This is a genomic window from Streptomyces sp. NPDC037301 (genome assembly GCF_055602785.1).
The window spans coordinates 23,982-45,579 of record NZ_JBVJWD010000018.1; the positions used below are offsets into that span (position 1 = coordinate 23,982).

At 68.6% G+C, this 21,598-nt stretch carries 23 protein-coding genes and 2 pseudogenes; 6 read left to right on the top strand and 19 right to left on the bottom strand.

Annotated elements, in window-relative coordinates:
• Positions 1-156: 156 nt before the first annotated feature.
• The 4 genes and pseudogenes from ACZ7IB_RS26640 to ACZ7IB_RS26655 all read right to left on the bottom strand — a co-directional run.
• Positions 157-723: a TetR/AcrR family transcriptional regulator gene (locus ACZ7IB_RS26640; RefSeq protein ID WP_093899084.1), complete on the bottom strand. Its 567-nt coding sequence runs from the start codon at positions 721-723 to the stop codon at positions 157-159.
• A gap of 117 nt (positions 724-840) precedes the next feature.
• Positions 841-1,677, bottom strand: a complete 837-nt coding sequence (whiG, locus tag ACZ7IB_RS26645; RefSeq protein WP_093899085.1) for an RNA polymerase sigma factor WhiG — start codon at positions 1,675-1,677, stop codon at positions 841-843.
• 242 nt (positions 1,678-1,919) lie between these two features.
• A complete protein-coding gene (gene dprA, locus ACZ7IB_RS26650; protein WP_470916360.1) occupies positions 1,920-3,164 on the bottom strand; it encodes a DNA-processing protein DprA in 1,245 nt (414 codons plus the stop codon).
• Positions 3,161-3,805, bottom strand: a pseudogene (locus tag ACZ7IB_RS26655) (ATP-binding protein); the annotation flags it as partial. The pseudogene ACZ7IB_RS26655 and the gene dprA, both read right to left, overlap by 4 nt.
• 122 nt (positions 3,806-3,927) lie before the next feature.
• Between ACZ7IB_RS26655 and ACZ7IB_RS26660 the strand changes: the two are divergent.
• The 5 genes from ACZ7IB_RS26660 to ACZ7IB_RS26680 all read left to right on the top strand — a co-directional run bounded on the left by ACZ7IB_RS26660 (position 3,928) and on the right by ACZ7IB_RS26680 (position 9,373).
• Entirely contained in the window at positions 3,928-5,106 is a 1,179-nt protein-coding gene (locus ACZ7IB_RS26660; protein ID WP_470916362.1) for a tyrosine-type recombinase/integrase, read from the top strand.
• Positions 5,103-7,712 carry a tyrosine-type recombinase/integrase gene (locus ACZ7IB_RS26665; protein WP_470916364.1) on the top strand — a complete coding sequence of 870 codons (2,610 nt, stop codon included), beginning with the start codon at positions 5,103-5,105 and terminating at the stop codon, positions 7,710-7,712. The genes ACZ7IB_RS26660 and ACZ7IB_RS26665 overlap by 4 nt, the downstream gene beginning before the upstream one ends.
• Positions 7,709-8,320, top strand: a complete 612-nt coding sequence (locus tag ACZ7IB_RS26670) for a DUF6262 family protein (RefSeq protein WP_470916366.1) — start codon at positions 7,709-7,711, stop codon at positions 8,318-8,320. The genes ACZ7IB_RS26665 and ACZ7IB_RS26670 overlap by 4 nt, the downstream gene beginning before the upstream one ends.
• A 405-nt stretch (positions 8,321-8,725) precedes the next feature.
• The gene (locus tag ACZ7IB_RS26675) at positions 8,726-9,004 is read left to right on the top strand and encodes a hypothetical protein (RefSeq protein ID WP_470916368.1); all 279 of its coding nucleotides are present in this window, start codon (positions 8,726-8,728) and stop codon (positions 9,002-9,004) included.
• Positions 9,005-9,052: 48 nt separating this feature from the next.
• Positions 9,053-9,373: a hypothetical protein gene (locus tag ACZ7IB_RS26680; RefSeq protein ID WP_470916370.1), complete on the top strand. Its 321-nt coding sequence runs from the start codon at positions 9,053-9,055 to the stop codon at positions 9,371-9,373.
• 250 nt (positions 9,374-9,623) lie between these two features.
• Here ACZ7IB_RS26680 and ACZ7IB_RS26685 read toward each other — a convergent pair.
• The 15 genes and pseudogenes from ACZ7IB_RS26685 to proS all read right to left on the bottom strand — a co-directional run.
• A pseudogene (locus ACZ7IB_RS26685) lies at positions 9,624-10,625 on the bottom strand (YifB family Mg chelatase-like AAA ATPase); the annotation flags it as partial.
• A complete protein-coding gene (locus ACZ7IB_RS26690) occupies positions 10,625-10,984 on the bottom strand; it encodes a YraN family protein (protein WP_093899088.1) in 360 nt (119 codons plus the stop codon). The gene ACZ7IB_RS26690 and the pseudogene ACZ7IB_RS26685, both read right to left, overlap by 1 nt.
• 136 nt (positions 10,985-11,120) lie before the next feature.
• Complete coding sequence (locus ACZ7IB_RS26695) at positions 11,121-11,429, bottom strand: DUF2469 domain-containing protein (RefSeq protein ID WP_003965949.1); 309 nt, start codon at positions 11,427-11,429, stop codon at positions 11,121-11,123.
• A 64-nt stretch (positions 11,430-11,493) separates the two neighbouring features.
• Positions 11,494-11,982 carry an NUDIX hydrolase gene (locus ACZ7IB_RS26700; RefSeq protein ID WP_114246917.1) on the bottom strand — a complete coding sequence of 163 codons (489 nt, stop codon included), beginning with the start codon at positions 11,980-11,982 and terminating at the stop codon, positions 11,494-11,496.
• Complete coding sequence (gene lepB / locus ACZ7IB_RS26705; protein ID WP_470916372.1) at positions 11,972-12,718, bottom strand: signal peptidase I; 747 nt, start codon at positions 12,716-12,718, stop codon at positions 11,972-11,974. Before lepB (ACZ7IB_RS26705) ends, ACZ7IB_RS26700 begins: the two co-directional genes overlap by 11 nt.
• Before the next feature lie 51 nt (positions 12,719-12,769).
• Entirely contained in the window at positions 12,770-13,666 is an 897-nt protein-coding gene (gene lepB, locus ACZ7IB_RS26710) for a signal peptidase I (RefSeq protein WP_470916462.1), read from the bottom strand.
• Entirely contained in the window at positions 13,566-14,642 is a 1,077-nt protein-coding gene (gene lepB / locus ACZ7IB_RS26715; protein WP_470916373.1) for a signal peptidase I, read from the bottom strand. The genes lepB (ACZ7IB_RS26710) and lepB (ACZ7IB_RS26715) overlap by 101 nt, the downstream gene beginning before the upstream one ends.
• Positions 14,635-15,405: a signal peptidase I gene (lepB, locus tag ACZ7IB_RS26720; protein WP_470916375.1), complete on the bottom strand. Its 771-nt coding sequence runs from the start codon at positions 15,403-15,405 to the stop codon at positions 14,635-14,637. The genes lepB (ACZ7IB_RS26715) and lepB (ACZ7IB_RS26720) overlap by 8 nt, the downstream gene beginning before the upstream one ends.
• A gap of 45 nt (positions 15,406-15,450) precedes the next feature.
• Complete coding sequence (gene rplS, locus ACZ7IB_RS26725; protein ID WP_093899094.1) at positions 15,451-15,801, bottom strand: 50S ribosomal protein L19; 351 nt, start codon at positions 15,799-15,801, stop codon at positions 15,451-15,453.
• A 129-nt stretch (positions 15,802-15,930) separates the two neighbouring features.
• Positions 15,931-16,752 carry a tRNA (guanosine(37)-N1)-methyltransferase TrmD gene (gene trmD, locus ACZ7IB_RS26730; RefSeq protein ID WP_470916377.1) on the bottom strand — a complete coding sequence of 274 codons (822 nt, stop codon included), beginning with the start codon at positions 16,750-16,752 and terminating at the stop codon, positions 15,931-15,933.
• Complete coding sequence (rimM, locus tag ACZ7IB_RS26735) at positions 16,752-17,336, bottom strand: ribosome maturation factor RimM (RefSeq protein WP_470916379.1); 585 nt, start codon at positions 17,334-17,336, stop codon at positions 16,752-16,754. The genes trmD and rimM overlap by 1 nt, the downstream gene beginning before the upstream one ends.
• A 79-nt stretch (positions 17,337-17,415) precedes the next feature.
• Entirely contained in the window at positions 17,416-17,655 is a 240-nt protein-coding gene (locus ACZ7IB_RS26740) for an RNA-binding protein (RefSeq protein WP_005311361.1), read from the bottom strand.
• A 2-nt stretch (positions 17,656-17,657) separates the two neighbouring features.
• Positions 17,658-18,101 carry a 30S ribosomal protein S16 gene (gene rpsP / locus ACZ7IB_RS26745; protein ID WP_030928571.1) on the bottom strand — a complete coding sequence of 148 codons (444 nt, stop codon included), beginning with the start codon at positions 18,099-18,101 and terminating at the stop codon, positions 17,658-17,660.
• A 157-nt stretch (positions 18,102-18,258) separates the two neighbouring features.
• Positions 18,259-18,852 carry a hypothetical protein gene (locus ACZ7IB_RS26750; RefSeq protein WP_030928573.1) on the bottom strand — a complete coding sequence of 198 codons (594 nt, stop codon included), beginning with the start codon at positions 18,850-18,852 and terminating at the stop codon, positions 18,259-18,261.
• 215 nt (positions 18,853-19,067) lie between these two features.
• Positions 19,068-20,483 carry a proline--tRNA ligase gene (gene proS, locus ACZ7IB_RS26755; protein ID WP_470916382.1) on the bottom strand — a complete coding sequence of 472 codons (1,416 nt, stop codon included), beginning with the start codon at positions 20,481-20,483 and terminating at the stop codon, positions 19,068-19,070.
• A gap of 242 nt (positions 20,484-20,725) precedes the next feature.
• On the opposite strand from proS, the gene ACZ7IB_RS26760 reads away from it, so the two are divergent.
• Positions 20,726-21,586 carry a methyltransferase domain-containing protein gene (locus ACZ7IB_RS26760; protein ID WP_470916463.1) on the top strand — a complete coding sequence of 287 codons (861 nt, stop codon included), beginning with the start codon at positions 20,726-20,728 and terminating at the stop codon, positions 21,584-21,586.
• The last annotated feature ends 12 nt before the right edge of the window (positions 21,587-21,598 follow it).

The following is a 21,598-nucleotide window of genomic DNA, read 5'->3' on the forward strand; positions in this document are numbered from 1 at the left end:
GCTGTCGCTGCTGCCGCCGGAGCTGCTGCGACGGGGTCCGTCCCGGCTGCTGCCGGTGTTCGGCGTGCCGGAGCCCCGTCCCTCGGCCGAGGGGGCCGGGGACGGACTCGCCGCCCCCGGCGTTCTGTTCGGCGGTGCCGCGGCGCGGCACCGCCGTCAGTCCTGTACGCCCTGTACGCCTCGCAGGACCATGGCGACGGCGGTGTCCGCGATCACGGCCGGCTCCTCCGCCACGCCGAGTTCGATACGCCGCACCGCGGCGTCCACCGAGCCCTGCAGCAGCATCGCCGCCAGTCTCGGCTGCTCGTGGCCGAGATCGCCGAGCGCCTCGACGATCATGGCGATGAGCCCGCCGTGCGCGGCCCGGATCTTCTCGCGTGCACCCGCGTCCAGCTCGCTCGCCGAGATCGCGACGACCGCCCGGTGGCGGCGGTCTCCGACGAGGTCGAGCTGCCGTCGTACGTAGGCCTCGATCTTTCCCACGGGCGTGGTGGCCTGCTCCATCGCATTCTCGACCTCGGCCGCCCAGACGGGGAAGTCGACGGCACAGAGCTCTTCGACGACGGCCGCACGGGAGCGGAAGTACTCGTAGACGGAAGACCGGGCGAGGCCCGTGCGTTCGGCGAGGGCGGGGAAGGTCAATGCCTCCGTACCCCCCTCGGACAGCAGGGAGCGGGCGGCGTCCAGGAGGGCGCCGCGCTGCATGGTCCGGTGCTCGGCCACCGAGGCCGCTCGAATCCTGGGCACGCATCCACTCTACGGCGGCCGGTGTTCGGGAGGGCGGGTGCGGCCCCGATCAGTGGCCGAAGCAACCACGGCCGTCAGCGGCCACGGGTGGCATCAGCGTCCGGCGTCGGCCAGTTTCGCGCGCAGTTGCAGCACCGACTTGGTGTGGATCTGGCTCACACGGCTCTCGGTCACCCCGAGCACATTGCCGATCTCGGCGAGGGTGAGGCCCTCGTAGTAGTAGAGCGTGACGACCGTCTTCTCGCGCTCCGGAAGCGTATTGATCGCCCGGGCGAGCAGCCGTCTGAGCTCACGGTCCTCGGCGACCTCCACCGGATTGTCGGCGGCGGTGTCCTCCAGCGTGTCCATCAGGCTCAGCCGGTCACCGCCCTCGCCGCCGACATGCAGCAGTTCCTCCAGCGCGACCACGTTCGCCAGCGACAACTGGCTGAAAACCGCGTGCAGTTCCTCCAGCGCGATGCCCATCTCCGCAGCGACCTCCGGCTCGGAAGGCGTGCGTCGCAGCTGCGCCTCCAGCGTGGCATAGGCGCGTTCCACGGCTCGCGCCTTCTGGCGCACCGAGCGTGGGATCCAGTCCAGCGCACGGAGTTCGTCGATCATCGCGCCACGGATGCGGGTGATCGCGTACGTCTCGAACTTGATCGCGCGCTCGATGTCGAACTTCTCGATCGCGTCGATCAGTCCGAACACCCCTGAGGAGACGAAGTCCGCCTGCTCGACATTGGAAGGCAGGCCCACACTCACCCGGCCCGCGACGTACTTCACCAACGGCGAGTAGTGCAGGATCAACTGCTCCCGCAGCCGCTCGTCGCCCGTGGACTTGTATGAACGCCACAACTCGTCGAGCGAGGAGGGGGCGGGGGGGCGCACAGTGCCACGCGCAGCCGGTGGTACTGCCGCACGGTCAGACCCGGAGGTGTGCTGGGGCATGTGGTGCCTTGAGCCGTTCTGCTGTGAAGTGCTGGGGGACTTATGTCTGAGTCGGAATTCATGTGAGCGTAGCGTGACTGAGGCGTCGCGGTCCGCGCAGGACAGCGGATCGGCGCTGTGCGATTCCGGCCGATCGAACATGACTGGGGTCCGGGGCCGTCGCCATGTGCGCCGGCCCCGGAGGCGTCGCTGAAGGATCCGCCGAGGTCATCGGCATCACCTTTTCACCCGAATGCTCCAGGTCAAGTACCGCCTCGCCGCGCGTCGCCATTGCGTGTCGGTCTCAGCGTCAACCGCCATCCATCGCCATCACGTTCGACGAACCCCAGTGAGTGCAGTTCGTACAGTCTGCCGAGCGCTTCATCGATGCCGGTTCCCGCACCGCGGGCCACGTCGCGCCCGCCGACGGCGCCGCGGGACGGCAGCGCGTCGAGAACCCTGGCGGAGACCGCGTCCAGCAGGTCCCTGGGGTGTACGGGGCCGCGTCTGGCCGGAGCGAGTTCGCCGATGTCCCCCACCAGTTCGGCGACTTCCGAGGCATCCGTCACCAGGATGCCCTCCCCCCGGAGGAGTTCATGGACTCCTGCTGACAACCCGCTGGTGGCAGGGCCCGGCACGCCCATGGTGAAGCGGCCGAGCCGCTGCGCGCTGCGTGCGGTGACCAGCGAACCGCTGCGGTATTCAGCCTCGACCACGACCGTTCCGCGCGTCAACGCGGCGATGACCCGGTTCCGAAGAATGAATCTGCGGCTGGTCGGATGATCGGACGGTGGTAATTCGCCGATGACGAGCCCCTGTTCCGCCATGCGTCCGATCAGCTCGGCATGTCCCCGGGGATAGGCGACGTCCACCCCGCAGGCCAGGACCGCCATCGTCGCCCCGTCAACGGCGAGCGCGCCACGATGGGCTGCCCCGTCCACCCCGAACGCCGCTCCCGACACGACCACCCACCCCAGCTCCGCGAGCCCCGCGCCGAGGCTCGCCGCCATATGGGATCCGTACGGTGTGCAGGCACGGCTGCCGACCACGGCGACCGAGCGCAGCGCCCAGAGCCGCAGATCGCGCGGCCCCCGCACCCAGAGGCCGGTCGGCCTGGCGTCTGCCAGGTCGTCGAGCTGGCTGGGCCATTCCCGGTCGCCGGGGCAGACGAACCGCCCGCCGAGCGCGGCGACCGCCGCCAAGTCCCGCTCGGGCTCGGCGCTCTCGGCCCGTAAGCGGTATCCCTCCAGACGTTTTTGAGTCATTCCGCTCAGCCGCTCCGCGGCCCCGTCCCTGGTGGTGATCCGCCGTAACAGTTCGATGGCACCGCACTCGCGCAGCCAGCGGCCGCCGCGCTCATCCCCCGGCTCCAGGATGCGGGTCAGCGCAGCCCGCGCCAGCCGTTCCCGATCGCTCACCGCCACCCCAGGCCCCGCGCCCCGCTCCGGGTCCCGCGCCGCAAGGCACCCCGGTTCCTGCCCCTGCCCAGGGCCCGGCCGCGGATTCATGACGCTCCGGCCTTCGTCAAGGCGCCCCGTGGGATCCCGGTCCGCAATTCCAGCGCCATCGCGATGTCGGAGGCGTCCGGGCGGTCGGCACCGCGCAGATCGGCGACCGTCCACGCCACCCTGAGCACCCGGTCCAGGCCCCGTGCGGTGAGCGCGCCCCGTTCCATGTCCCGTTCGGCCTCCATCAGCGCGCCCGGTGCCACGACCAGCCGGGTCCGCAACTCATGGCCGGGCACCTCGCTGTTGGTGGTCCACACGGTGCCGGCCAACCGGTCCGCCGCCCGCGCCCTGGCCTCCCGGACCCGGGCCGCGACGGTGGCCGTCGACTCACCCCTGCCGCCCTGCCCCATCAGGTCCTCGCGCCTGACCGGGTCGACAACCACCCTCAGATCCACCCGGTCCAGCAACGGCCCGGAGAGTCTCGCCTGATAGCGCCGGACCATCGAGGGCGCGCACTCGCAACCGGCACCGCTGAGGGTGTGCCGGCCGCACGGGCAGGGGTTGGCGGCCAGCACCATCAGGAATCTGGCGGGCAGCCGCACCACCCCGGCGCTGCGTGCCACCACCACATGCCCCGACTCCAGCGGCTGGCGCAGCGCATCCAGCGCCCGCACGGAGAATTCCGGCGCCTCGTCCAGTTTTCCGGCCTGTAGAAGTGCTGTTCGTGATGTCCGTGGAGGGCGGTGACCTGGGACATCCCGATCTCGTTTGCCGACCGGCGTCGTGATGTTCGCGATGTCAGCACAGTCGGCATGGAGGTCACGTGGCACAGAGACTGGCGATGGGCCAGCTCCGGGTTCAGAAGGTTCGGCACAAGGACGGCAGCCGTTCGTACACCATCTTCGACTCGATGAGGGGCCTGCATCCGGCAGCGGAGCGGTACCTCAGTCCGTTCGCGGGCAGGGGCTCGGACCGGACGTACGCGTATCTGCTCGTCGACCACCTGCGGTGGCTGGAGTACGAGGGGCTGACGTCCGAGACCGTGGGTTTCCGGGACCTCCAGCGGTACATGAAGGCTGTCGGGGCGAAGGTCTCGATGCCGTACGGATCGCCGTGGCGGGTGGGCAAGCGCCCATATCAGAACGACGCTCTGCGGGGTGCCGCGTCCTGCCTGAAGGGCTTCTACCTCAAGCAGGCCGAGGTGGGCATCAACGCGGCACTCGCCGAGGCTCTGGATCTGGAGCGGCTGCCCACACAGCGGGACCGGGACCGCGCCCTGCTGGGCCACATCAAGCGAAGCATGGACGCGAACCCGCTCGCGCCGAAAGAGCTGCGGCGCCGGCACAAGAGGATGCTGCCGGACGGGGCCCGCGAGGTCCTGCTGGAGGAGGTGAACTCGGCCCGCGACCGCATGACCGTGGAGTGGCTGAGCGACGGCGGTCTGCGCATCGGTGAGTTCTGCGGTCTCCACCTCGCCGACCTTCACCTGCGCGAGAACGCTTCCTGCGGCGAATGTCGCACTCCGCACGCGCACGTCTGTCATCGCGACGGCCTGGTCACCGACGCCCGCGCGAAGACGAAGTGGCCTTGGGAGTTCGAAAACGGAGTGATCCGGGGCGGGCTGATCAAGCGGGTCAGCCCGGCGATGATCCATGCCTACTTCGAGTACATGATGAGCGAGTACCCGCGCGGCGCCGCTCACGGCTTGCTGCTGGTCCAGCAGCACGGGCCGGCGAAGGGACTGCCCTGGGCGCCCGAGGGCGCCCGCAAGATGCTCAAGAGGGCCGGCTTCCGCGCCGGTCTGGGGCTGATCCGTCCGCACATGTTCCGCCACACCTGGGCGAACGACGTGCTGGATGCCGCGGACGGCAACCTCGTCATCGTCCGGGACGCCGGTGGCTGGGCCTCGACCCAGACGGTCGATGAGATCTACGCGCACGTCGATGTCAACGACCCCACCTTCAACTCGGCCCTGCTGACGGCATGGGGTGAGATGCAGTGAGTGACACCCTGCTGCCGCTGCACACCATCGTCGACCCAGCCCGACGCCGGGAGACACGCGACCGCCTGGAGGTGCTGACGGCCCTGCTCGGCGGCCCGCACGTCGAGTCGATCTTCCGCGAAGCGCTGATCCACGTCCCCGCTGACCACCCGGTCTTCGGATGGCTCTGCCGGGTGGAGGACTGCCACCACTCCCGCACCAATGCCCGCGATCTCTGCCACCCCCACAAGATGGAGTGGGAACGCGGCCGCCAGGCGAACCCGCAGTTGACGCGCCGCGAGTTCCTGCGCGAGGCGAAGCCCGCGAAGTTCTACGACCGCATGGGCGAGCCGCCGGTCTGTCGGATCTGCCTGGTCCGTCCGGCCCGCCACCACGGGCTCGAGCTGTGTCTGGCCCACAACGGCCGCTGGAAGAAAGCCTCTGCCACGGAGCCCGCTCTGGCGTTCGAGAACTGGCTCGCGACGCAGACCGAGCCGTTCCACGGCTACGGCGACTGCATCGTCGCCTCCTGCCAGTCCCTGTCCAGCAGTCCGCTCGGGCTCTGCCGGGTTCACGAAATCCGTTACGAGGCGGAGGGCAGCCCCGGCCACGCCATGCGGCCACCGAAGTGGTTCAACCGCTACGAGATGGTCGGCCGACCCGTGCCGATCCTCTACGGGGACAAGGCCGCGTTCTTGCGCTGGTGCAAGACCACACACCCCGTCTCGCGGGCCGGCACGATCAATCTCCAGGGGCTGCCGCCGCTGGTGAGAGCCGAGTTTCAGTGGGCGTTGTTCGCCCACACTCAGCGGGGCGCCCACTCCTACTGGCCCACCTGGTGGATCCAGCAGCTGGTGAACCTCGTCCGTGAACGCCGCGTCGGCTCGCTGACCGAGCTCGCCGAGGAACGCAGTCAGCTCGACTCCCGCAAGCGCTTCATCCTGCACGAGGCCCTGACCGAGCTGCGGATCGTCTACTTCACTATGGAGGAGACCAAGGAAGCCGGCTACGTCGAGACCGAGCACTTCGGCGTCAAGTTCCCTCAGCGGCACAGCAATTGGGACCTCACCGAGGTCCCGCAGCGATGGCTGCGCGACCTGCTCTGGGAACACCTGGCCGACCGGTTGCGATCCCCGAAGGGCCCGCGCAGCACCGGCCCGCTCGACAACGACCGTCGGGCCTGCGTCGAACTGGGCGCCTTCTTGGAGATCACGGCCCCCGAGGGCGGACACGACCCGCGGCTGCTGGACGCGGAGCACATGGAGCGATTCGTCGCCGACCACAACAGACGGATCCGCGAGAACCTGCCCGCCCTGGGCGTCCGCAGCCACAAGGGGAAACCGAGCACGGTCACCGAGAACACCGGCCGCTTCATCTTCAACCACGCTCGAGTGATCTTGCGGTTCGCCCTGGACACCGGGCGGGCCGAGGAAATCGGACTGTCGAGGAAGTTCATCGTCGCGCTGCCAACCGGCGGCACCCCTACCGTCAAAGCTCGGCGTCCGTTCCCTGACCCGGTCGCCCGGGCCCTGGCCGACCAGACGAACCTGGAGATGCTGGCCGACCACTACGACCCGAACAACCATGGGCTCCGCGACGCCTGGGAGGCCCTTGTATTCACCGGGCGCCGCGCGAATGAGGTGCTGAAGCTACGGGTGGACTGCATCACCATTCACCGCCGGGTCCCGTTCCTCTGGCACGACCAGACCAAGGTCGGCAACCTAGACGAGGCGATCCGCATCCCCGAGACGCTCTACCTGCGGCTGCGGAAGCGCCAGCAAATCACCCTTGAGCGGTTCGAGGATCGCCACGGCCGGACGCCCACCCCGAAGGAACGGGCCCTGCTGGCCCTGTTCCCTTCTCGCAGCCGCAACCCGAAGGGCACGGTCCCGATTTCGTACACCTTCTTCCACACCGGCTTCAGCGGCTGGCTCGAAGACCTCGAGATCGGCGCCTGGGTCCCCCATCAGGCACGTCACACCCTGGCCACCAATCTCCTCAAGCACGGCGCCGGCCTGCACCACATCAAGAAGTACCTCGGCCAGGTCTCCCAGCGGATGGCCGAGCACTACGCGAAGGTCGCCTCCTCGGAACTCGACCAGGTCCTGGAGCGAGTCTGGGTCGGTGGCCCGGGTTCGGCCAACCCCGGCCAGCTCCTCGTCTCCCCGACCGAGGGCCTGACCAAGGCCGAAGCCGAAGCGATGGCCATAGACCTGGCCCGCCGCAGCACACCGGCCGAAGGCGGGTTCTGCACCTTTCAGCCCGTGGTCCGTGGGGACGCCTGTCCCTGGAACATGGACTGCCACAACTGCGACAAGTTCGTCATGTCTGGCGCCGATCTTCTCTACTGGCACCGGAAGGCCGAGCAATGGCGGACTCTCGCTGAACGCGCACCCGACGACGCGACCGCCGACTACCTGCATCAAGTCTTCGAGCCCACCGCCCGCGCGATCGACGGCTTGGAGAAGGCGCTGGCCGCCCTCGGCCTGCTCGAAGAGGCGCTTTCGCTGGACCTGCGACGCCCTCAGGACTACTTCCATCGACTCTGGAGCCTCGCCTTCAGGGCCAGCGACCTCGCCGACGCGCACGATGACGACACCAGCGACTTCCCGGAGATGACCGAGTGACCGCCCCGACCGTTCCCGCCGCCCGGACCTCCCGAGCCTTGGAGGTCCGGCGGCAGAAGACGGCAGCCGGCCTGGCCCGGATCAAGGACGTTCTGGACCAGATGATCAAGACCCGGGCGCCCATCACGATGGCCGCGGTCGCTCGGACCGCAGACGTCTCGCGCACGTTCCTCTATGAGCACACCGATGCCCGCGCTCTGGTCGAGGAGGCGGCGAACCGGGCCGCCGGAAGGCGTGTCCAGGACCGCCAGGCCGTCCAGGACGAGCTTGAAGCGTCCTGGCGCGAGCGGGCCCTGAACACCGAGGCCGCCCTCAAGAGCGCTCACGCGGAGATTCTCGCTCAGCGTGAGCAGATTGCCGAGCTCATCGGGCAGGTCCGGGACCTGCGGAGCGAATGGTCCGAAGAGGACATTGCCCGGATCATCACCGACAACGGGAAACTGAAGAGGAGGATCCGTGAGCTGACGGCCGAGGGCAAGTCCTTGGCCGGGAAACTGTCCGCCGCCCGCGACAACGTTCGTTTCGCGGACAAACGCATCGCTGACCTCGAAGTCCAAGTGGCCGACGCCATCCGCCCGCTGGAGCACGCTGACGCACCTACCTCGTGAGTAACTCTGGGTCGTCCGCCTCCCGGCAGGCGACCCAGAGCGTCAGCTTCCGCTTACTCGGTGCTACCCCTGGTCCTCTTCCGAAGCGATCGGTTCCTCATCCGGTGCCTCAGTGCCGCCACTGGAGTCTTCGTCCTTCTTCGGCCAGGCGTTCTTTACCTCAAGCGCCAGTGAGCCCACAGCGGCCAACGCAGTGGCCCACGCGGCGAGAGTTACTGAGTCCATATTCGGTCCTCTTCGAACAAGCAGGACCTCCTTCAACTACGCGGTCAAGCGCCGTCCGCGCTCTCCGCATTCATGAAGTTGATGGCGATCCCTGTTGATGGGGCGACGGAGGACCGCGCCTCCCGGCGCTCGGGGGACCCTGGGCTCTGCGAGGATGAGTTCGCCTGGCGGATGGCATGGATGGACAGGAACCGGGACTTCCTGGACGGACAACGACGGCATGTGCTCGCGGTCATCGACGCGGATGATCAGGAGCGCTACCAACTCGCTCAGGTGAGAGGGCTCGACGCCCAGCAATGCCAGCACTCGCAGAACGCGAAGCGCGGCACGAGCCTGCTCGAGCAGCTGGCCACCGTCATGGGCGGGGCCGTCTGCGGCCTCAAGGCCCGCAAGCGCCAAGAGGGCCTCAGGCGTCAACGCATTCAGTTCCGTCATGGACACCCCCTGGACCGTGCTTAGCACCCAGAGGGGAACCTCGGCGGCATTCAGCATCCGCATCCGGCGGGGGTGCCGGCGGTTCCGTTCTCGCTGTTCCGCGTCGAGGTCGTTGATGTGTTCCGCCGCCCCCCACAGCCCCCACACGACCTCCAGCACCATGCCAGCCAGCACACAACTGGCTTCAACATGCCGGTCACCGAGCGCTTGGATCTGTTCCGCGAGTTCGCGGAACCGAGCGGCGGCAGGCCCATCAGGAAGCTGCTGGGCCACGGAGCGCACAAGCTCAGCACGCTCGCGGGGCTCCAAAGCTGCAAGCGGGTGCCTGTCCAAAGCCCCGATCGCGCCATGGACAAGCTCGTTCCGACCGCGACGCACCGCTTCGGCGTCTGATCGAGGCAGGACCCTCATCATCCGCCTCGCCTGACGCACGGAAAGGGAATCAGCAGCAGAGAACCGGCACAGAGAGAACCTCCGCCTCGGCTCCAGCATCACCCCTAAGTTCATGGCCACAAGGCTACCGACACCGGCGGCAGCATCGCTGCTGCATCACCCGATCTGGTGCACAATCGGGTTTCTTCACCGAACATCACGAACATGTCCGCTAGGTTCAACAGCAGGTCACAGCCCTAGCGGGCCCTCAACGGCCGGAAAACTTCAGAAAGAGAATCCCCCTGTGGGCCAGAGAGACCGCACCGGGCCGCGGCAGCCCGTTTCCCCCGCCCACCAGCGACTGCATGGTCGCGGAGTGGTGCGGTGCGCAGTACGGCGCACGGGTGACCAGTGGTTCCCCCGGCGGCAGAATGCCTGCCACCGAGTGCACCGCGGTGACTTCCAGGGACTCCTTCCTGGTCAGCGTCGGCAGAATCGCCGGCAGCCTTTCGGCCAGCATGGTCTTGCCGGCGCCCGGCGGTCCGGAGAGCAGCAGGTGGTGACCGCCCGCCGCGGCAACCTCCAGCGCCTTGCGGGGCCGCTCCTGTCCCGCCACATCCGCCAGATCCGGCGGGTTGCCATCACCCTGCCCGGGCACCCGGGCGAGCCCGGTACCGATACCCGCGCCGGGCACCATCAGCCCGGCCAGCATGGTGTCGGGGCGCCCCTCGTCGTGAGTCTGCCGCTCGTCCGGCACCGGCTCGTCGCAGAGCACCGCGATCAGCTGCCGCAGGCTCCGTACCCCGAGGACCGAGACCCCGGGCACCAGCGCCGCCTCCCCCGCGGTCTGCTCGGGCACGACGACCTGGCGGTACCCGGCCTCCGCCGCGGCGAGCACGGCAGGCAGCACGCCGCGCACCGGCCGCACCCGGCCGTCCAGACCGAGCTCACCGATCATCACCACATCGGCGATGGAGGCCGGATCGATCCGCTCGGCCGCGCCCAGCACCGCACAGGCAACCGCCAGATCGAAACCGGAGCCGCCTTTGGGCACGGAGGCCGGTGACAGGCCCACCGTGAGTTTCTTCTGCGGCCACTCGGCCCCTGAATTCACAACCGCGGCCCTGACCCGGTCCCGGCTCTCCACCAGGCTCTTGTCCGGCAGCCCCACCAGGGTGAATGCGGCCACCCCCGCCTCCAGGTCCGCCTGGACCTCCACCACCACACCCTCGACGCCGACGAGCGCCACCGAACACGCCCGAGCGAACCCCATCAGGCCACCCCCCGCGCATGCTGGGCGACGGGTGCTCCGCGCCTGGGCAGCACGACGCCGACCAGGTCGATCCGGACCCCACCGGGCGGCGGACCGCCGTGCCGGTGGAGCCAGATCCCGGCCAGCCGTCGCAGCCGCTCAGCCTTGACCGGTGTGACGGCTGCCATCGGATGCTCGAAGGCACCTGCCCTGCGGGTCTTCACCTCGCAGACCACGAGTGCATCGCCGTCCATCGCGACGATGTCGATCTCACCGGCACGACAGCGCCAGTTCCGTTCCAGTACGGACATACCGGCGTCGGTCAGCAGCCGCGCCGCCAGATCCTCGCCGTACCGCCCGAGTGCCCCCCGTGCGTTCATATCGGCACCACCTCCGGCACCGACTCTGACGCGTCCGGTCCCAGCTGGTGGATCTTGGTGGACAACTCCGGGATTGTGGATAACTCAGCCGCCCGGAAGTGGGAATCCATCCCCTTGAAAAGCACGTAAAACGGGCTCAGCCACCCGGAAGTTCGAGATCGCTCTTGTTGAGCTCCTCGATGTTGACGTCCTTGAACGTCAGCACCCGTACCTGCTTGACGAACCGTGCGGGCCGGTACATGTCCCAGACCCAGGCGTCCGCCATGGATACTTCGAAAAACACCTCACCCTGAACCGAGTGCACCTGCATCTCGTAGTCGTTGGTGAGGTAGAAGCGCCGTTCGGTCTCGATCACATATTTGAACAGACCGACGACATCTCGGTACTCCCGGTAGAGCTTCAGCTCCATCTCGGTCTCGTACTTTTCGAGGTCCTCGGCGCTCATTGGCATGTTCCCCTTCAGCCGTGCGTGCCCCCATTGTGCGCCAGGCTCCGGCGCCCCTGGGCGCTTAGGCGATTTCGGGGGCCAGAACCAGTGGCGTACGCGGAGGACCCTCGTCGAGCAGCGTGCGCAGCAGCTCGGCGAGTCTGGTCGGGTACACCGTCTCACGCGCCACCGACAGTTCGGCGGAGGTCCACCACCTCAGACCCGCGACGCTGCGCTGCTCCAGCCCGGTCAGCCCACTGGTATCGGTGGCGGTCTGCGTCGTACGGGCCAGGAAGTACCACTCGTCCTGGTTCCAGCGGCGCCCGTCGAACGGGAACGAGCACATCCGCTGCCAGAGCAGCGGGCCCAGCTCGACATCGGTGATCCCGGTCTCCTCCGCGAGCTCCCGCAGCGCGGCCTGTTCCCGGGTCTCGTCGCCCTCCAGACCGCCGCCGGGGGTGAACCACCAGGTGCTCTCGGGGTCCTCCGGCTCGAACCCGTGTATCAGGAGAATGCGGTCGTCAGGGTCCAGGAGCACCACCCTGGCGACCTTCCGCTCCTCAACCCGCACCGGCAAGTACCCTTTCGCGCCTGTTCCGTGCCGACCGCGCAGACCGTGCCGCGATCGGCCCGTATGCGGCACCGACGAGGATGAGCACCACACCTGCCACCACGGCCCCGAGCTGCAGCCGCAGCGGTCCGGGCGACGACACCCCACCGGGGAAGGAGGCGAAGGTCTGCGGTCGTTCGACCATGCCGCTCAGCGGCCAGGCGATGGCGTCCACCCGGGCCTGCACCGCGCTGCGCGGCACGGAGCCCTGCCCCGGGTCGTCCAGGTGGACCCGGGAGTCCAGCGAGGCGTTGCGCTCGTCCCCGAGCAGGAAGATCTGCCCCTTGGGAACATCGGCGGTGAAGTCGTTCGCCGAAGCGAGGCCCTTGATCTGCAGATACGGTTCCTCAATGGGTTTGCCGTTGACGGTGAGCCGGCCCTTGTCGCAGCAGGCGATCTTGTCGCCGCCGATCCCGACGACCCGCTTCACCATCGGCATGTCACCCCACACCGGATCGGTGAAGACCACCACGTCGCCCCGGTGCACCTCGCTGCCGTCGATCCGCTGTGCGAGCACCCGGTCGCCGGCGTGCACCGTCGGTGTCATCGACTCGGTCGGCACGGTGTACGGCTTGTACACCACGGCTCCCCAGGCGAAGCCGCCGAGGAAGAGCACACAGCCGACGGCCACGGCCAGCCCCGACAGTATGCTGCCGAGCCGGCCGTGGCCGTCATCCGTACGTCCTGTTCCACTCATCCCAGCGTCCCCCACCTCGGAGATCGACAATCGCTGATCCGAGTCGGCACCCTACCCGGCGGTACGCTCGCTGGTCAGCCTCCTGCGGCGCCACAACACGAGCGGCAGCGCTCCGGCTACACCGAGTGCTCCGGGAGCCAGGCCCATCGCCGTGTTGATCCCCGGCTGGTCGAAGGTCTTCGGGACAGGCAGGGTCGCCCAGCGGTTGATCGGCCACGCCACGACGATGGCCCGGCCGACGACCTCGTCGTTGGAGACCGTGCCGCCGCCCGGCAGCTCCTGGTGGTAGCGGGAGTCGAGGGAGTTCTGACGGTGGTCGCCCATCACCCAGATCCGGCCCTCGGGCACCTTGATCGGGCCGAACGGCTCGTCATTGCAGGGGGTGTTTCCCGGGAAGATGAACGACTGGTCGTCCAGTGCCTTGCCATTGACGACGACCGGGCCGTTCTTCTTGCACTCCACCGTGTCGCCGCCGACCGCGATGACCCGCTTGATCAGGTCCTTCTCCTCGACGGACGGCATCAGTCCGATGAAGCTGAGGAACTTCTGCACCACATTCGGATTGGGCGTCTGGGTGTCCTCCAGCCAGCCGCCCGGGTCGTGGAAGACCACGACCTCGCCACGCTTGGGCTCCGCGCCGAACCAAGGGGTCAGCTTGTCGACCAGCACCCGGTCGCCCCGCTGGAGCGTGTCCTGCATCGAGTCCGAGGGGATCGAGAACGCCTGCACCAGAAACGTCTTGATCAGCAGCGCGAGAACCAGCGCGATGCCGATGAGCAGGGGCAGCTCCTTCCAGAAGGAGCGTGGCTTCTTCTGGGACGTACTACCGCCGTTCGGAGAGTCGCCGTCACCCTCCGTGTTGTCCGCCGCTCCGGCGGACTCGACGTTCTCCGGATTGTCCGGCCGGTCCTCGGGTTCGTCGTGTCCGGATCGTGCGCCGACCGCCAAATCCCCCACATCCACTCCTTACTCCGTGCCACCGCCTGCGCCCTAGCCGGTGCAGGCCCACCACTCCCATAACGAGCGGGAGTTCCGCAGGGGTCGGGAGAGGGATCATTCCATTGGGATCCTTGGACAACACACTATTCGACGGGCTCGGCGCAGCAGCCGTCCCGGCGCGCGCGTCAGGGACCGAGTCGAATGTCGCCGGTTCCTCCAGTTTTCGCCAGTGCCCGAAGGGCCAGGCGATCACCACAGCCCGTCCCACGACCTCGTCCTCGGAAACCGTGCCGTGTTCCGGCTCGTCCAGGTGATAGCGCGAATCGGCCGAATTGGACCGATGGTCGCCCATCACAAAGATCCGCCCGGCCGGAACCTTTACCTCGAATTTGATGAGGGAGGGCGGATTACCGGGATACAGATAGGGCTCGTCCAGCGGTACGCCGTTGACGGTGATCCGGCCGCCCTTGTCGCAGCACTTCACCGTGTCGCCGCCGACCGCGACCACCCGCTTGATCAGATCCTGTTCGTCGTCGGACGGCAGCAGCCCGATGAAGGTCAGTGCCTCCTTCACCTGCTTGACGACGACGGGCGAGTCCTTCTTTCCGGCGTTCTCCTGCTTCAGCCAGTCGCCCGGGTCCTTGAAGACGACGACATCGCCGCGCTGAGGCCTGGATCCGAACCAGGGCGTCAGCTTGTCCACGAGCACCCGGTCGCCGATCCGGATGGTCTGCTCCATCGACCCCGACGGGATCACGAAGGCCTGCACCAGGAAGGTCTTGAGCACGAGCGCGATCACCAGCGCCACGGTGATGAGAAGGGGGATCTCCCGCACGGCCGACCTGCGCCGCCTCCGCTTGACCTTGCGGGCCAGCTTGCGCCGTTCCGCCCTGGTCGGCAGTGAGCGCGCGACCGTCGGCCGGCTGCCGGTCGGCAGCGGTATCTCGGGGTCGGACCCGTCCTGCCGCCGCCCGCGGTTACCCATGGCCCCCGCCCGTCGGCCGTACGCCGGCGAAGGCGGCACTGTCCGGCAGCGAGCCAAGCCGGCCCAACGGCCAGCCGATCCAGTCCACCCTGCCGATCACCATGTCGACCGGGACCATGCCACCGCCCGGTTCTCCCAGGTGGTCACGTGAGTCGCGGGAATTGCTGCGGTGGTCGCCCATCATCCACAGCGTGCCGTCGGGCACGACGATGTCGAAGCGCACCCCCGACGGCGCATCTCCCGGATACAGGTAGCCCTCATCGACCGGCCGGCCGTTCACCTCGACCCTTCCGCGCCTGTCGCAGCAGACCACCCGGTCGCCTCCCACGCCCACCACCCGCTTCACGTAGTCGGTCTCGGCAGGCTCTGCCAGCCCCAAGGACGCTGCCACACCGTGCAGCAACCCGGTGACGGGATTCTCCTGGGGAGCTTCCTGCACGAACGATCCGGTGCCGTCGAATACCACCACATCGCCGCGCTGCGGTACGGAGCCGAAACGGTACGCCAATTTATTGACCAGCACCCGGTCCCCCACTCGCAGTGTCGGCTCCATCGAGCCGCTGGGAATCAGGAAGGGCTGCACCACGAAGGCGCTGAGGAGCAGCACGAAGACCGAGCAGACGGCTCCGAGTGCGGCGGTCCGCCGCCACGAGATCGAGGCGGTCAACCGGTCCGGGATACGCGAGGAGCGCGACCCCTCCTCCGACCCTGCTGCGGGTGCGGAGGAGCGGTCGCGCTCCGAGGGCTTGGCTTCCGTGTCCATCGGGGCCAGAGCTTATCCGGCCGTCCTGTGGACCTGGGAGTTAGCTCAGTTGTCGCGCTTCTCCTTGATCTTCGCGGCCTTGCCGCGCAGCTCACGGAGGTAGTACAGCTTGGCGCGACGGACGTCACCGCGGGTGACGAGCTCGATCTTCTCGAAGATCGGGCTGTGCACCGGGAAGGTGCGCTCGACGCCGACGCTGAAGGAGACCTTGCGGACCGTGAAGGTCTCGCTGACGCCCGAACCCTGGCGGCGGATGACTACGCCCTTGAACTGCTGGATACGGGAGCGGTTGCCCTCGATCACTCGGACGTGGACGTTGACGGTGTCACCGGGGCGGAACGCCGGGACGTCGGTACGCAGCGATGCGGCGTTGACGCCATCGAGCAGGGAGGCCATGTTGTCTGCTTTCTTCGCCGATGCCACAGGTCATCGACGGGAGATAGTAAGGAGATGAGGGTGCTGATCGCGTCGGGCGGGCGTCGTTCCCCCTGTGGCAGGGGCGCGCGCCGGACGTACAGCAGCGGCCTATTCTTCCACGGCCTCGGGCCTGCGCCAAAATCGGCCACCGGGCTCCGGGGACCAGCCGAGGATGGAGAGGATCTCGCGGTCCTTCTTGTCGAAGCCGCTCGCCTCGCAGCGCTCGATGAGATCGGGCCGGTTGAGCGCGGTACGACGGAACGCCTCGTCCCGCCGCCAGCGTGCGATCTTCCCGTGGTGACCGCTGAGCAGGACGTCCGGGATGCCCCTGCCGCGCCACTCGGGCGGCTTGGTGTAGACGGGCCCCTCCAGCAGATTGGCCATCTCGCCGGGGGCGAAGGAGTCGTCCCGGTGCGATTCGGCGTTGCCGAGCACGCCGGGCAGCAGTCGGGCCACCGCCTCCGTGATCACCAGCACCGCGGCTTCCCCGCCGGCCAGCACATAGTCCCCGATGGACACCTCGACGACCGGCATGCGGGTCGCGTACTCGTCCATCACCCGCCGGTCGATGCCCTCGTAGCGGGCCGGCGTGAAGATCAGCCAAGGCCGCTCGGAGAGCTCGACGGCGAGCTCCTGGGTGAACGGACGGCCGCTGGGTGTGGGCACCACGAGGACCGGGGAGTGCGCCCCGGCCTCGTACCCGCCCGTCAGGGCGTCGTCCAGCGCCTCGCCCCACGGCTCGGTCTTCATGACCATGCCGGGGCCGCCGCCGTACGGGGTGTCGTCGACCGTGTTGTGCCGGTCGTACGTCCAGTCCCGCAGGTCGTGCACGTGCACATCGAGGCGGCCGCGCGCGCGGGCCTTGCCGACGAGGGAGACGTTCAGCGGTTCCAGGTACTCCGGGAAGATCGTGACGACGTCGAGGCGCATCAGGCGTCCTTCCCGGACTCGGGCGCCTCGTCCTCGTCGCCCTCTTCGTCGCGCGATGAGGCGATCACGGCCTGGCTCTCATCGATCAGACCGGGCGGCGGGGTGATCACCGCGCGCTGCTCCTCCAGATCGATCTCGGTGACGATCTCCTCGACGAACGGGATCATCACCTCGCTGCCGTCCGGCCGCTCGACGATGAAGAGATCCTGGGACGGCAGATGCGTGATCTCGGTGATCCGGCCGATCGAGGTGCCGTCGGCGAGGACCACGTCGAGGTCCATGAGCTGATGATCGTAGAACTCCTCAGGGTCCTCGGGGAGTTCCGCCGGGTCGACCTCGGCGATCAGGAGCGTGTTACGCAGGGCCTCGGCAGCCGTACGGTCGCGTACGCCCTCGAAGCGGAGCAGCAGCCGTCCGCTGTGCACCCGGCCGGTCTCGATCGTCAGCGGTCCGGCGGCGGCCGGTTCGGTGGCGAGTACGGCCCCGGGCGCGAGCCGCAGCTCCGGTTCGTCCGTACGCACCTCGACGGTGACCTCGCCCTTGATGCCGTGGGCACGGCCGATCCGCGCGACTACCAACTGCACCTTGTGTCTCTCCTGTCATACGACGACGGGCCGGGGCGGGCGCATGGCCCTCCCCGGCCCGTGCCGGTGTTCAACTCTGTCAGCGAACCTGATCCACATCGACGAGGTCGACACGGATGCCACGGCCGCCGATGGCGCCCACGACGGTACGCAGTGCGCGAGCGGTGCGGCCGTTGCGGCCGATCACCTTACCGAGGTCGTCGGGGTGGACCCGGACCTCGAGTACGCGACCACGGCGCAGGTTGCGCGAGGCGACCTGCACATCGTCGGGGTTGTCGACGATGCCCTTCACGAGGTGCTCGAGAGCCTCCTCGAGCATGATCAGGCCTCGGTCGACTCGGCGGGCGCAGCCGCGTCAGCAGCCTCGTCCGCCTTCTTGTCGGCCTTCTTCGCCTTCTGCGTGATGGCCTCGCCCTTGGACTCCTCGCCGGTGTCCTTGGCCAGGGCCTCGAACAGGGCGCGCTTGTCGGCCTTGGGCTCCGGCTGCAGCAGCGGCGCGGGGGCCGGGAGACCCTTGTGGGCCTGCCAGTCGCCGGTGAGCTTCAGGATCGCGAGAACCGGCTCGGTCGGCTGGGCGCCGACGGACAGCCAGTACTGCGCACGCTCCGAGTTGACCTCGATGCGCGAGGGGTTCTGCACCGGGTGGTACAGGCCGATCTCCTCGATGGCCCGGCCGTCACGGCGGGTACGGGAGTCGGCGACGACGATGCGGTAGTGAGGCGAACGGATCTTGCCCAGACGCTTCAGCTTGATCTTGACTGCCACGGAAGTGGTGTCTCCTGGTCTATGACGTGGTTGGGCACAACGAAGATGCCACGTGGGGTTGCGGTACTCGGGTGCCCGATGGACGCGTCAGCCGGAGGAGAGAGGGGTCCTATGCGACTGTCGAGTACAGCTAGCTATTGTGCCACACCACATCGGGTCACCCCACCGCGACCGCGGCTTCCGGGATACGGAACGGCTTTCCGCAGCCACCGCAGACGATCGGCGCCTGCGCCAGGACCGACGGGACGACTCGCACATTGCGTCCGCAGTCGCAGACGGCCTTGACGCGGACACCTCCGCCGGAGGAGCCGTGCCGGGCGGCCGGGCCACGGAAGGAACGCTTGGTGTCGGCGGCGGTGGCGACCGTATGCGCCTTGAGGGCGCGCTGGAGCCGCTCGATCGTCGGGCGGTACCTGCGCTTGGCCTCGGGGTTGAGCGTGACCAGCGAGAAGCCACTGCTGGGGTGGGGCTCCTCGGCATGGTCGAGGCCCAGCTCCTCGGCGATCGCGAGGAATCGGCGGTTGTGGTACCGGCCGGCTCGCGAGGTGTCGCGGACACCTCTCGCGGCGGCGATGCCATGGACTGCCTCGTGCAGCAGTCGTTCGAAGGAGAGCTCGGCGCCACAGGCGGACGAGGACTCTCCGATCAGGGACTCGGGCGCGGCTAGATCGGGCAGCTCGGGGTGGTACCGCTGAATGTCGGCCCACGCCTGCGCCAGCTCTGCGGCAAGTACAGGTGGTGTCGTGCTCACGTCGTGACAACGAGCGCGGGTGCCCAGGTGTTCCGATTCCGGGCCATCCCAAATAATTTGCACGTACCAGTCAGTTGCCGTTGATGCGTCCTGACGAGGGCGGGTGCGCAGATCTGCGGAGAAATCTCACAGCTCACACCAAGGTGGTACGTAGTGACCTGTACGCCCGGACGCGTAGGCGGAAACCGTATGCCGGGGTGCCGAGCGGCTCCGCGTCAGTAGGCGCGGGCCACCAGGGCGACAGTACCGGGGGCATCGTCCGCGTCCGGCACCGACCCGTCCTCGGCGACCAGGCACCGTACGGACACCCCGTGCTCCGCGAGCCGGGCCTCCCCCGCCGCACCGAGGGCCGACCAGTCGATACGCGCCCAGCCGCCCGCGGCCGCCGCCTCCACGGCCTCGTCGACGGACGCGACCTCGCTGGTGGACGACTCGCGTCGGCTCCGGGACTCCCTCAGCAGCGTCGCCTGGTCCTCCTCGAGGACCGCCGGAAGCAGCGCGGCCAGGGCCTCGATCGCGACCGGCTCCTTCCCGCCGGGAATGCGCCGGGCCAGCATCGCGGTGCCGTTCTCCAGATCTCGCGGGCCGATCTCGATCCGTACCGGCACGCCCTTCAGCTCCCAGTCGACCGCGCGGCGGCCGAACGGGGTGTCGGTGCGGTCGTCGACCTCGGTCCTGATCCCCGCGGCGCGCAGCCGCTCCCCGACGGACCGGACCGCGGTCAGCACCGCTTCGTCCCCCTTGATCGCGAGGACGACCGCCTGGACGGGCGCGAGCCGCGGCGGCACCCGGAGGCCGTGATCGTCGCCGTGCGCCATGATCAGCCCGCCGACCATGCGGGTCGACGAGCCCCACGAGGTCTGCCAGACCAGTTCCTGCCTGCCTTCCCTGGACAGGTAGCTCGTGTGGAAGGCCTTGGCGAAGTTGGTGCCGAGCTCATGGCTCGTACCCATCTGCAGGGCCTTGCCGTCCCGCATCATCCCTTCGAGCGTCAGCGTGTTGATGGCCCCGGCGAACCGCTCGGCGGGGGTCTTGCGGCCGAGGACCACATCGATGCCCAGCACGTTGACCATGAAGTCCGCGTAGACGTCCCGGTGGATGTACGCCGCGTACTCCCGGGCCTCCTCGTAGGTGGCGTGGGCGGTGTGGCCCTCCTGCCAGAGGAATTCCGTCGTACGGAGAAAGACCCGCGGGCGCATCTCCCAGCGCACGACATTCGCCCACTGGTTGATCAGCAGTGGCAGATCCCGGTAGCTCTGCACCCATTTCGAGAAGTACTCGTTGATGATCGTTTCGGACGTCGGCCGCACCACCACGGGCTCTTCGAGGTCTTTTCCACCGGCGTGGGTCACGACCGCGAGCTCCGGCTCGAAGCCCTCGACGTGCTCGGCTTCGCGTGTCAGGTAAGACTGGGGGATGAAGAGCGGGAAGTAGGCGTTCCGGGCGCCCGCCTGTTTGATACGGGCATCCATCTCCTGCTGCATCCGCTCCCACAGGCCGTATCCGTACGGCCGGATGACCATGGTGCCGCGCACCGGACCGTTGTCCGCGAGTTCGGCCTTGTTGATCAGATCCTGGTACCAGCGGGGAAAGTCCTCGGCCTGGGGCGTGAGAACGGGTGCCTTTGCCATGGCGCGCATCGTACGGCGATACCGCCCACCACACAGGGCGACGGGCCCTGCTTCCACGGGCCGTCCCCACGGGCGCACCACCGGAGTACACAAGCATTGCCATCAGGCCCCTGGACGCGGGCGCGGATGCGCAGTTCTCTGACATACGGGGGGGGGGAGCGGGCGCACACGCACAGGGGGACATCCACTCGGGGCACGACCGATCGGACATGACCGACCTCTCGGCGGATTGGGGCGCTTCCATGACACCAACGCTCGTCCGGCACCACAGCTACGCGCGCACGGCCACCCCGGTGGACTCCGGTAACCGTGCCCGGGACTGGGCCGAGATTCAGGAGCGGATGCTCGCACCGCTGTACGAAGCGGTGTACGAGCGGCTCGAAGTGGGAAGCGGCACCCGGCTGCTCTCCCTCGGCTGCGGCTCCGGTCTCGCGCTGCTGATCGCGGCCGCGCGCGGGGCGCTCGTCACCGGCGTCGACACCGACCCCGAACGACTGGCACTCGCCCGGGCCCGGCTGCTGCCCGGTCCGGGGAGCGACGCCGTTGCGCCGGCCGGGCATCCGCGGCTCCTGGACGGCGATCCGTCCGCGGCCGCCCCCGCCGACGGAACGCCGTACAACCTGCTCACCGCGTTCACCCCGATCGGCTGCTCGTCCGGCGACGGGGAAGGGCTCGTGGACGCGCTGCGGTCCGCCGTACCGCTGGCCGCCCGAGGCAGCACGGTCGTACTGACCGGGTGGGGTCCGCCGGAGCGGTGCGCGACGGCGCCGGTGCTGCGGGTGGCGGGCCGACTCTCCGACGGGTCGCGGGCTCCGCGCACGGGCGGCTGGCGGCCGTGGAGCCGGGACGATCTGGAAGAAGTGGCGTGCCGGGCGGGTCTGAATCCGGACGGCTCCGGCCGGGTCGCGTGCCCGTTCGGGTACGCGGACATGGACAGTGCGGTGCGGGGGCTGCTGTCGACGCGGCTCTTCGATACGGCGGTGCGGGCGACGGACCGGGACCAGGTGGCCAAAGAGGTCGCGGAGGCGCTGCACCCGCACCGGCGCCGGGACGGCACGATCTGGATGCCGAACGTCTTCCGCTATCTCGTGTGCACCACCTGAGCCATTCCGTGA